Annotated in this window: 10 protein-coding genes; 1 reads left to right on the top strand and 9 read right to left on the bottom strand. The window is 41.4% G+C overall.

What is annotated here, in order from left to right; genetic code table 11:
• Positions 1 to 406 precede the first annotated feature (406 nt).
• A complete protein-coding gene (locus tag ADA55_RS24505) occupies positions 407 to 877 on the bottom strand; it encodes an endolytic transglycosylase MltG (RefSeq protein ID WP_048688488.1) in 471 nt (156 codons plus the stop codon).
• The gene (locus ADA55_RS24500; protein ID WP_222619893.1) at positions 867 to 1,247 is read right to left on the bottom strand and encodes a hypothetical protein; all 381 of its coding nucleotides are present in this window, start codon (positions 1,245 to 1,247) and stop codon (positions 867 to 869) included. Before ADA55_RS24500 ends, ADA55_RS24505 begins: the two co-directional genes overlap by 11 nt.
• A gap of 463 nt (positions 1,248 to 1,710) precedes the next feature.
• Here ADA55_RS24500 and ADA55_RS24495 point away from each other — a divergent pair, with 463 nt between their 5' ends.
• The gene (locus ADA55_RS24495) at positions 1,711 to 2,157 is read left to right on the top strand and encodes a DUF5392 family protein (RefSeq protein ID WP_048688486.1); all 447 of its coding nucleotides are present in this window, start codon (positions 1,711 to 1,713) and stop codon (positions 2,155 to 2,157) included.
• A gap of 192 nt (positions 2,158 to 2,349) precedes the next feature.
• On the opposite strand, the gene ADA55_RS24490 is transcribed toward ADA55_RS24495, so the two are convergent.
• From ADA55_RS24490 to ADA55_RS24460, 7 genes are all read right to left on the bottom strand, one after another.
• Entirely contained in the window at positions 2,350 to 3,381 is a 1,032-nt protein-coding gene (locus tag ADA55_RS24490; RefSeq protein WP_048688483.1) for an aromatic ring-hydroxylating oxygenase subunit alpha, read from the bottom strand.
• A 63-nt stretch (positions 3,382 to 3,444) separates the two neighbouring features.
• On the bottom strand, positions 3,445 to 4,887 hold the full coding sequence (locus tag ADA55_RS24485) for an aldehyde dehydrogenase family protein (protein ID WP_048688480.1): 1,443 nt from the start codon (positions 4,885 to 4,887) through the stop codon (positions 3,445 to 3,447).
• Positions 4,888 to 4,996: 109 nt separating this feature from the next.
• Positions 4,997 to 6,427 (bottom strand): amino acid permease, encoded by a 1,431-nt coding sequence (locus tag ADA55_RS24480; RefSeq protein ID WP_048688476.1) that lies wholly within the window; start codon positions 6,425 to 6,427, stop codon positions 4,997 to 4,999.
• 70 nt (positions 6,428 to 6,497) lie between these two features.
• Positions 6,498 to 7,667 (bottom strand): Glu/Leu/Phe/Val family dehydrogenase, encoded by a 1,170-nt coding sequence (locus ADA55_RS24475; RefSeq protein ID WP_048688473.1) that lies wholly within the window; start codon positions 7,665 to 7,667, stop codon positions 6,498 to 6,500.
• Between the two features lie 51 nt (positions 7,668 to 7,718).
• Positions 7,719 to 9,383: a thiamine pyrophosphate-dependent enzyme gene (locus ADA55_RS24470; protein ID WP_048688471.1), complete on the bottom strand. Its 1,665-nt coding sequence runs from the start codon at positions 9,381 to 9,383 to the stop codon at positions 7,719 to 7,721.
• Positions 9,384 to 9,462: 79 nt separating this feature from the next.
• Positions 9,463 to 10,959 carry a sodium:solute symporter family protein gene (locus ADA55_RS24465; protein WP_048688468.1) on the bottom strand — a complete coding sequence of 499 codons (1,497 nt, stop codon included), beginning with the start codon at positions 10,957 to 10,959 and terminating at the stop codon, positions 9,463 to 9,465.
• Positions 10,959 to 11,150, bottom strand: coding sequence for a DUF3311 domain-containing protein (locus ADA55_RS24460; protein ID WP_034307824.1), 192 nt, complete (start codon positions 11,148 to 11,150; stop codon positions 10,959 to 10,961). The genes ADA55_RS24465 and ADA55_RS24460 overlap by 1 nt, the downstream gene beginning before the upstream one ends.
• Positions 11,151 to 11,184 lie beyond the last annotated feature (34 nt).

Genomic DNA, 11,184 nt, shown 5'->3' with positions numbered 1-11,184 from the left:
TTTTGAAATGATGGTATCCATTCCCTCAGAAAAATCGTGAAAGGGATTCGGATAAGACCATTTACCCCTATGTTGTGAACTAACTAAGACCAACATATTCCATTATCGGTATAAGGTCTTTTTTATTAAAACAACATTCCAGTTGATCTCAGAAACCCGCTCCCTTTCCGCCGACTGTCTGCCAGGGGGTTAGGGATGACCATATCCCTTTTATAGACAAAAGGAGTTCCATCCAAAAACATTGTTGATTGGAGCGGGTGTGCGGGACTCCTGCGGAAAGCGAGTGCCCTACGTTCCAATCAACGTCCAAATTTGTACAAGCAAAAAAAAATGTAGACAAACTCGATTTTTCATCAAGTTTGTCTACATACTGAAACGACCATCTTACCGATGGTCATTTTTATGTTCATTTAAAGATGATGGAAATTATTTTTTCCGTCGTCATCGCACTATCCACCACATATGTTCCAGGTCGTAATCCGTTGGCCTTGCCTTTCTTTTCAACCGCGTCGGAAAATTCATTGGCATTTTTGATGACTTTAGCTTTTTGTAGGGTTTTACCCACATCGATGCTTGTCGAGCCTTTAGACACAGTAAGAACAGTACGGTATATGACTTTTTCCGTTGGTTCTTTTACCGTTTCTTTTTCCGCCTCCGCCTTATCTTTAACCGACTGTGCTTCAGCAATCTGATCTTCCCATTCTTTTTCGGAATGTATGACATACCCTTCTGAAGCCAGAGACTCTTTCATTTCATCTTCTGATAGTTTCTCAGACGTGCCGGTCGCTTCACCTGGACCAAAGAAGTACACTGCACCGCATAAGCCTGCGGCAACAACAAGGCCTCCGGCAAAGCTGCGCATTGATTTAGATGTCATTGGCCACATTTCTCCTTTCATTCGTCGTTTTCATGTAAGGAGTAAGCATCCGTTCTATTTCTTCTTCCGGCTGTTTTGTCTTAAGTGCGATGCTTTCAAATGAATAGCCTCGCTTATGTAGGTCGAGTACTTCACGCAACATGTTTCGCTTTTCGGAAGACATTGCCAGAATGCCTGCCTCTTGCACCGTAATTTCAGCATCTATCTCGATGTTCCTGATTTTTTCCTGTAATACATTCATTTCATCCCCAAAAGTGCTGGCAATCTGTTCCAATTGACTGTCCACTTTTACAGAATCCTTTTTAATAAACGATAAAATGAACAGTAATACTGCTGCAGCGAACAAAATGATCAGAGCCCATTCCATCATTCTATGTCCCTCCTTAATCTTTGAATCTACTATCTCGCTTTCTAATTATATATTGATTTGTTCCAAAACTCGATTTAAAAGTACTAAATACCACAATAGTCACGTATTTATGACAAAAAAAGGCGCGGGAAGGTCATCCATGACTATTAATAATGAAAAAACGAAAAATAAAGCTTCCATTTGAGGACCATTTTACCATAATCCATTCAACATTTACACCAATGTTAGTATATTAAGGCAACATACTGCAAGAACACTGTCTAACTAGGTTATTCAAAGGTATAAATGGCATTCTTATTCACATCACTGCTTGTACTTTCCCTTTAAAAGATTCCAAGGGTATATTAAATGACAAACATGTTTCCAAACGATAAGATATATATAGGTTCCTTTTCCTATTTCATTAATAGGTACGATTTTACAGTGCATTTATTTATTGGTGCAAGATAATAAGGAGGAAACAATGAATATCAAAATAAATAATATACCGGGTTTCATGCAAGACGAAATCGAACAACTTCAATTAAAGTTGTCCCCCTTGTTGAAGAAAAATATGAAATACGGTTTTTTTTCAACGGTGATGATAGGCTTTTCCATCATTAATCTTTTTTTTCTTTTATTTAAGAACGACTCTTTACCCATCTCGAAAATCGCACTTGGAATCTATGCATTGGTGGGAGCTGTAGGATTTGCCTTATTAAAAGAAAACAAACACAATCAAAGAGAAATAGTGAAAATGAGTCAGAAATATATGTTGGAGAGAATCAAAAAAAGCAACTATTTAACAGATGCCAGAAAAAACAACTACTTTAAACGAGTAAATGAGCATCCGCTTACTGCCATGAATGTTTTTTTTGAGTTTCTTGCTGAAGAACAACAATGGAAGAACAAATCCTCCCACCCCGAATAAATAAAAGGAAATTCGCAAATTTCATAACTTTATCGGTGTTCAAATAAGGCAAAAAAGGCAGCAAAAAAAACAACTCAACCAGTATGCTCCGGTAAACTGCCGAATCACACTGGTTGGTTGCTTAGGTTTTTCGATTTACAAATTCTCCCTGAACGTTCCTTTTTTAGTGCATTCCAATAGCGAGCTCAGTGGTTAGTTCTGGAGCTTATTTTCAATAAGTTCATGAAAATAGACAGCAGCATGTTCTGTTGGAGAAAAGATTCCATTTGTAAATGCCTCGGAACTTAATCCTTTTTGCAGTTTTTCCACTAGATCAAAATCTTCCTGCCGTACTTGATCAACAAATTTAAAATATTCTTCTTTTTCTATGTTTGTTTTTTCATCTAAGGAATAATCCCGATAAATACCTAACGACGTCACAGCATCAACGGGAATTACTTGAATGGTATTAACGTTTCCGTCTCCTGGATAAACGTTAATCATCATATTCGGCCAAACCCAATAAAAACGCGCTTGTTCCCCTTCGCCATTCTTGCTTGCTGTCATATATTGATAGGTGAATTTGTCGTGTGTCGTTGTACAAAAGTTTGCTAAATCAAAGGATTTAGCAAAACCAGGATGAGCAATGGAACAATGATCACATTCAAGGTAATTGTCAACAACGGCCTTCCAATTAGCTTTTACTTCACGGCGGGTTTCCCTAACTAATTTCAGTGAATCAAAGAATGGATACTCTTTCATTTCCTCTAAAAATTCCTGATATGCTTCTGCCATAGAGGGTGCATTTTTGTCAAGATTGACAAAAATCATGGCATTCTGAACTTCTAAGCGAATGGATTTCATACAGCTGTGTATTCCCAGTTCATTCGTTTTAAAATTAGGGGCTCTATTAACACTTCCGTCTAATTTGAACGTCCATCCATGGTATCCGCATTGTAAAATTTTCTTATTTCCTTTATCGGCGTTTTCTACTTTCATTCCGCGATGAGGGCAAATATTGTAGAAAGCACGCAGTTCACCATCGGTACCATGTGAAACGATAATAGGCTCTCCGGCGATATCTAATGTCATGAAATCGCCTACCTTTTCCACTTGGCTTGCATGCCCCGCCAATATCCAACTCTTTCTGAAGATTTTTTTACTTTCTTCATTGAATACCTCTGGATCGACATACCGTGAATAAGGCAGTGTAGGGCTGAACTGAACATTTTCCTTCGTGGACATATTGAATCCCCCTCCTGTTTTTGATCTAATTTAAAAGTTTAAACACGCTTAGTTCAATTTGACTTATACCCGATCCATATAGACTGTCTTGACCTCTGTATAGAATTCAACGGCACTCTTCCCTTGTTCACGGCTGCCCGCACTTGAATTTTTACATCCGCCAAATGGCATTTGCGGTTCGGTTCCTGCTGTTTCCGAATTGACATGAACAAGACCCACTTCAACATCTTCAATAAACCGTTGAGCCAATGTTAAATTGTTTGTACAAATGGCTGCGCTCAACCCATACTCTGTATCATTCGCCATCTTAACTGCTTCCTCATAATTTCCGGCCTTAAAAAGGGCAATGACCGGTCCAAAGATTTCTTCACGCGCAATGCGGGCATGTTGAGGAACATTTTCAAAGATTGCCGGCTTGACATAAAAACCATTCGCCAATTCCACTTCTGCCGGGATTTCTCCTCCGCACAAAAGTGTAGCTTCTGATTTGCCAACATCAATCATTTCAAACACGCCATCGCGTTGTGATTTAGATACAGCCGGACCGATATATGTTTCTTCGTTGAGCGGGTTGCCCACCTTTAATTCTTTCGTACGAGCCACCAGAAGATCCCGGAATACTTCATAAATTCCTTCTTCCACAATCACCCGGCTAGTGGCTGTGCATTTTTGCCCTGTGGATTTAAAAGCTCCGCCTATAGCTATTTCCACTGCTTTTTCAAGATCAGCATCGGCGAGGACGACAAGCGGGTTTTTCCCTCCCATTTCCGCTTGCACTTTCTTTCCATGCTCAATGGCTTGTTTTTGAATTTGCTGACCTATTTGATTCGAGCCCGTAAAAGATATAGCCTTCACATCAGGATGTTCCACTAATGCAGCACCAATGACGGAACCCCTTCCGAATACACAATTGATGACACCAGGCGGAAGACCCGCCTCATCAAAGGCTTTTATCACATGATAGACAGACTTAGGTGTAAGATCAGCCGGTTTAATCACGACTGTATTCCCGTAAATCAGGGCAGGCGCCAATTTCCATACAGGGATGGCGATAGGAAAGTTCCATGGTGTAATCAACCCCACCGGACCTAGCGGGATGCGGATAGTGTATAAAAATGTATTGGCATTGGCTGAAGGAATTACTTCCCCGATTGGCTGCCGGGCTTCAGCAGCATAATATTCAAGTATGCTGGCAGCCCGATTGGCTTCCCCCATCCCTTCCAAGAATGTTTTTCCTTCTTCCTTTATCAAATCTTGACCTACTTCCTGAATATTCTTTTTCAAAATATCAGCTGCTTTCTGCAAGTATGAAGCCCGTTGCTGAAACGATAACTTTTTCCAGTCAGGAAATGAATTTTTTGCGGCTGCCACTGCATCATGTAAATCAGCCGCAGCACTTGATGGAAATTCTCCTAAATTTTCACCATCATGGGGACTAAGATTTTCTCTATACTCTCCTGTAGTGGGTTCTTTCCATTTTCCATTAATATAATTTAAGTAACGCATTCTATTTCCTCCGTATTCTATTATTCTACTTCTCTAAATTATAGGTTTTGCTTTTAACTGCACTTCTAAATAAACGACCCGTTTTCTTATATCTTGGATATAATAATCACTATTGAATAAAATCATTGGTCTGTTCATTTGTTAAGGCTGGCACCTCGACGTTCCTTCGCGCATATCTAAAATAGTAAAAAATATAGCAAGCAATGACGAAACCTAATCCCCAATACAACGAAGTTCGCTGTGTCGGATCATAAGCGGTAAACACGAAAATACCTAGACACATAATGATGCAGAGAATTGGGGCAAACGGGAAAAAAGGTACTCTAAACTTCAGATTTTCAACCTTTCCGCCTGTTCTGATATACTGCTTACGGAATCTGTACTGTGCGAACGCAATCGCCATCCAAGTAAGCACCCCTCCAACCCCGCTTATGGAAAGCAGCACAACGAATAACGTTTCTTCCGCTACTACACTAGTAAGCAGCGACAGCAAGGCAAAGACCATGGTGACTAGTAAGGCGTTCATAGGTACACCGCGCCGATTGAGCTTTCCAAATGAAGAATGTGCCATACCGTTTTGAGAAAGGGAGAAAAGGATCCTTGTACAAGCAAACAGACCCGTGTTTCCTACAGAGAGGACCGCCGTCAAAATTACGAAATTCATAATGTCTGCTGCATAAGGAATGCCTACCATTTCAAACACGGTAACAAATGGACTTTCCAGTACCCCAACTTCTTTCCAAGGAACGATGGCCGATAGAACAAAGATTGCCAGTACATAGAAAAGCAGCACACGTATTACGATGTTTCGAATCGCTCTCGGAATGCTTTTTTGCGGGTTTTCCGTCTCTCCTGCTGCAACACCCATGATTTCCGATCCCTGGAAAGCATATACGACTGTCATCATCGATATAAACACACCCGTGAACCCTGTAGGGAATAGTCCATCTCCTATAAAATTGGAAAGGAACGGGGCAGGTTGTGCATCCTCCATATGAATCAATCCAAACATCGCTGCTGCACCGATAATTATGAAGAGAATGACGGCAAGCACTTTAATCCCGGAGAACCAATACTCTGTCTCTGCAAAACTTCGCGTAGTCAATGCATTTATAGTGAATAAAAGGACCGTAAATATCACACACCATATCCATACTGGTATATCGGGAAACCATCTGGTCATGAGCAAACCGGCCGCTACAAATTCCAGGCCTACGTAAAGAGCCCAGCTTAGCCAGTAAATCCAGCCAATGACAAATCCAGTGGCGGGACCAATAAATTTCGTTGCATGGACCTGAAAGGAACCGGATACCGGCATCACTACCGATAATTCACCTAGACAAATCATCGCCAAGTACATTAATAAACCACCGACCAAATAGGCAACAATCGCTCCTAAGGGTCCAGCTTCACCGATTGCATATCCTGATCCCAGGAAAAGACCCGTTCCAATTACCCCACCTAAGGAGAGCATGAATAAATGTCTACTCTTCATTGAACGCTGTAATTCTTTTGGCTGATTTTCATGTTCTGTTTGCATGAATTCCCCCCCGTTCCTGATTGATAAACTGCCTGAACACTTTCATGATTAACACAGGTTAACGAGAGTTTCACGATAACGCTTCGGAAGGCACTGCATATTCTGGAAGGTCGCTGATTGTCGGTTTAAATATTTCATAAGCTACTTCTCTTTGATATTTTTTTTGTTTTTTTGCTTGAGTAAACAAATGATACGTATTTTTCCTGCATAGTTTTTCTATATCATCGACGACAGCTTGTGGATTTGGTTTAACCAGTCCGAAAATAACCGCATCATAAAATCTTATCGCCCCCAGGTTGGCAACGAAATCATTGACAACATCTATTCCTCTCTGTCTTATGATTTCGTCTCCCTCAGATGAAAGGGGAATGTTCGCCGCCTCCACAATCAAGCTCGCTTTTACGCTTTTGGCATTGGATATGTGGATGACATCCTCCAATGCGGACGGAATTAAAATATCGCAATCTATGTCGAGCCATTCCGTGTTTGGCCTTACATCATAATGCGGTTCAAAAAAGGCTTTATCCATTTCCCCGTACATATTCTTATGATCAATAAGCGTTTGGACATCCAATCCTTCTTCACATGTAACCAAAAGGGCTGCATCGGAAATTCCCACAACTTTATAACCTAACTGGGACATTTTCAATGCGCAGCTTGCCCCTACACAGCCGAATCCTTGAATGACAACTCTTGCTCCACTTTTTCCGTTTTTAAATTTCCATGCCTCATCTGCGGAGAAAGCCACACCATAGCCTGTTACGACATCGTTTAAAAACAACCCGTCGATTTTTGTCGTCAACAGTTCATCGAAATCTTTTATCCCTTGCAGAACATTCGGATTCTGCTTCATTGATTTCGTTAGGGGGATATCAATGCCAAATTCATTAAATATTTTGAGTACATCTTCATATTTGGTACCTAAATCACTGCCTAACGATACCCCTATATCTATATAAGGCATCATCGCAATCAGAAATCTTCTTAACACTGCATATGCGTCTGGCGCTTTATAATCATAGGCAATGCCCGCTTTACAACCGCCAGTCGTCTCAGACTCACAGGCTACATACTTATAAGCCATCGCCTCGGCCAGCCTTTCGACCTCTTCTCTTGTAACTGTTGGGTGCATTCTTGTACCGCCGCCTGTGTATCCTTTTACAAAGTTATGGACGGCCAGCCAGCCTTTAGCATCTGTTTCCGTATCATTCCATTCAACAACTATATATGGTTTTAACAACTATGATACCTCCCTTACATGCCTTTTATTGGGTCCTGCTAACTTCCAAAGTTAATTGTTAGACACTAACTTTTCGTATACTTCCTTCTTGTCCTGGCCTACAGATAGAATCTTTGGATTGACTGCAACTTCTATTACAGACGGCAGCCCTGAAGTAATCGCCCGTTGCAGCGCTGGCGCAAAATCAATATTTTTTTCAACCTTTTCACCATGTGCCCCAAATAAGCGGGCCAATCCAGCAAAATCAGGATTAGATAAGTCAGTTCCAACGGACCGGTTTGGAAAATGCCTTTCTTGATGTGCTCGAATTGTTCCGTAAATATTGTTGTTCACAACAATTGATATGGTCGGAATTTTATACCTTACAGCGGTTTCGATCTCTTGGAGAGTCATCATGAAGCCACCATCCCCCGAAATAGAAACAACATGTTTGTGAGGCTGCGCCAGTTTTGCCCCAATAGCAGCAGGCAGTCCATATCCCATTGCACCCGACGTTGGCCCCACGTATGTGTTTTCTTGTTCAAAACGATAATATCTTGATAGCCATCCAAAAAAGTTGCCTGCATCATTTGTAATGATGGTATCCTTCGGCAGGCAGACAGCCAGATCATGCATCAATCCGTCCATATCCACGAAATCCTCTGTATAATCGGCCTTCGGTTCAGAAAATTCCATATATTTATCGTGCAATTCTTTCAGATGATCTTCGCCTGAAATAAAAGATCCTGATTCTGGCGCTTGCAGTGCTTGTTCCAAAAAGCTCTTGGCATCCGCTTCAATGGCAAGAGAAGGAGCATACACTTTACCAAAAATATCGGGACAAATATCCACATGGATCAGCTTTGAATTTTTAGAAAGCAAGGTGTAATCTTGTGTTCCTACTTGGGAGAATCGTGTCCCTAATGCCAAAACTACATCTGCATCCCGGATTGCATCAAGTAAATATTGAGGTGTCCCAAATCCAAGCCACCCTGCATAGCAAGGATGTGAGTTCGGAAACGCGTCAAACCGACGGAAAGCTGTAACGACAGGAAGTTTCATTGTCTCCACAAACTGTACAAGCAACCTGTTGGCCTTAGCATGAATCACACCTCCGCCAGCAATCAATACGGGGCGCTCCGCGTTTCGTATCCTATCCATCGCCTGCTTCACATCTTCCATATGTGGTTGAGGAGGAAGCGAGCGATAAGAAGGATTTATGTTCAACTCTGCCTCGTCTTCCAACATGTCATGCGGCAAAGCCACTAACACAGGGCCCGGACGCCCCGACCTCGCAATATGGAAAGCCCGTTGCAATAATTCCGGGATTCTTTCCACACGATCGACTTCTACCGTCCATTTACATAAATGACTGAAAAAACCCGTCAAATTCACTTCCTGAAATGCTTCCTTTTCTTTAAAAGGGCGTTCGACTTGGCCAATAAGCGCAACCAAAGGGGTTGAATCCTGAGCAGCAGTATGAATGCCGATAGCTAAGTTTGTAGCACCCACTCCACGCGTTGCCATACAGACTCCCACCTCTCCTGAAGCCTTGGCATACCCTTCCGCCATAAAAGAGGCACCTCCTTCATGCCTTGCGGAAATAAGTTCTATTTCAGGATGTTGGTATAGTGCATCCATTACACTAAGATAACTTTCACCTGGTACACAAAAAGCTTTTTTTACCCCTTCTTTAGCCATTACTTCTACGACTGCTCTTCCTCCACTGACTTTCATAATCAAGCCTCCCGCTTTCGAAAACGTGTTTTTATTCTAGTAATCTACGATTATATGAATATTGGACTGATTCCCACTGTCATTCAACAATATTTTCCATTCCTGAAGCCTGTTTATTATCTTCTTTCATCCCAATTGAAGTTTTTCTTGTAACGGCACTCACTCCCAAAGTTACTGCGATGTTGATGAATAATACAGCTAACCCTACATCAAGATCTTGTATGGCTTGCGGCAGAGATGGAAATAATGTAGCAAGTGTCGTACCTGATGTGGTCGAGTATACAACGATTAGAATTCCTACGATCATTCCAGCAAATGCTCCTTGAACCGTGACAGGATTCTTTTTCCACAGACTGAAAAATAGTGCTGGAAACAACTGTGCCATGAAGCTATATGCCATAAGATACAACGTAAAAATCGACTCCCCGCCATTGAACGTAAAATATAGAGTCACTATAGAAATGACAGGTACTAACATCCTGCTCAATCTTTGTAGCTGGTCATCTGATGTATTCGGCTTCCATACCTTATATACATTTTTTGAAAGTATCGTAGCCGTAGCCGTCAACACGAGTGAACTGGGAATAAGGGCGGCCATTGCCCCTGATGCTCCAATAACTCCGACAAACCAGGGATCAAATGACATCTTCGCCATTTTAAATAAAGCTAAATCTGCTTCTGCTCCCTGTAAATTCGGGACTTGGAGAATCGCAGAAAAACCAATAAATAAAGAAAAAATGATGATTACTTGATAAATTGGCATAACCCCAGCATTCCAACGAAGTGATTTCGGACTTTTTGCTGAGAACACTCCCGCTAACATATGAGGAAACATATAGAATGCCAGTGCTGTCATGATCGTAGCTGATATAAACCAAGAGATACTCAAACCTTGTTCCGGGAAAATCAAAAATCCTTGTTTTGCTGTATCGATTGCTTCAAACATCGGCTGTATACCATCGTAATAATGAAGTGGAAAATAAATCCCCATAAAGACGACAACAGCCAGAATCATGATATCTTTAATGACCGCGGTCCACGCCACTCCATGCATCCCTGAAGCCGTTACATAAATTGTGATCGCAATTACCCCAACAACTATAGCCACATTCGGAGATATGGACCCATAGGAGGCTTCCGATACGATTATTCCTAATCCTTTCAACTGCATGATCAGATATGGAATAATTGAAATGACGCTAATTACCGCCACAAGAACACCTAGAGCAGGACTGTTGTACTTTTTGTCATAAAAATCAGATTGAGAAATGACATTATTTTTTTTGGCATACCTCCAAATAGGCGGCAACAGCCAATAGGCGATTACAAAATAGAAGCAATTGAAAGCGTATAAGGCAGGAGGCATACCAGATCGATAAGCTCCGCCGCTTGCCCCCAAAAACGTATATGTCGTAAACATTTCACCTGCTATCAAGAAGAAGAGCAAAAAGCTGCCGAAGCCTCTTCCGCCTATAGCCCATTGTTCCAAACTCATATTTTTACCTTTTCGAGCTTGAAGCCCTAACCAAATACACAGAACCAGAAAGAAAAGGATAACAAGCAGGGCTTCATTCATCAGTCTTCTTCCTCCTCGGTTGCAGGATCAAGTTTATTGGCAATTATCAAAAAAACTGATGTAAGACAGACCCATAATATGGCCCAAAAAAGAACAAATGGCATCCCTAACACATAAGGTTCAATTCGATTGATAACCACAAGCGAGCCAAGTGCCGGTATTGCACTTATCACATAGATTATTTTCTTCATTTGTTCACCACCCTTATCAACAAATGCCAAACTC

It is taken from the genome of Bacillus sp. 220_BSPC (assembly GCF_001054655.1).
GTDB lineage: Bacteria > Bacillota > Bacilli > Bacillales > DSM-1321 > Peribacillus > Peribacillus frigoritolerans.
The sequence above is the reverse complement of the archived record's forward strand: the minus strand, read 5'-3'. Positions and strand labels throughout refer to the sequence as shown.

Coding starts and splice junctions, on each gene's coding strand:
- ADA55_RS24470 (WP_048688471.1), bottom strand. CDS start 9,383: ATGAAAGTCAGTGGAGGAAGAGCAGTCGTAGAAGTAATGGCTAAAGAA.
- ADA55_RS24465 (WP_048688468.1), bottom strand. CDS start 10,959: ATGAATGAAGCCCTGCTTGTTATCCTTTTCTTTCTGGTTCTGTGTATT.
- ADA55_RS24480 (WP_048688476.1), bottom strand. CDS start 6,427: ATGCAAACAGAACATGAAAATCAGCCAAAAGAATTACAGCGTTCAATG.
- ADA55_RS24460 (WP_034307824.1), bottom strand. CDS start 11,150: ATGAAGAAAATAATCTATGTGATAAGTGCAATACCGGCACTTGGCTCG.
- ADA55_RS24490 (WP_048688483.1), bottom strand. CDS start 3,381: ATGTCCACGAAGGAAAATGTTCAGTTCAGCCCTACACTGCCTTATTCA.
- ADA55_RS24500 (WP_222619893.1), bottom strand. CDS start 1,247: ATGATGGAATGGGCTCTGATCATTTTGTTCGCTGCAGCAGTATTACTG.
- ADA55_RS24485 (WP_048688480.1), bottom strand. CDS start 4,887: ATGCGTTACTTAAATTATATTAATGGAAAATGGAAAGAACCCACTACA.
- ADA55_RS24495 (WP_048688486.1), top strand. CDS start 1,711: ATGAATATCAAAATAAATAATATACCGGGTTTCATGCAAGACGAAATC.
- ADA55_RS24505 (WP_048688488.1), bottom strand. CDS start 877: ATGACATCTAAATCAATGCGCAGCTTTGCCGGAGGCCTTGTTGTTGCC.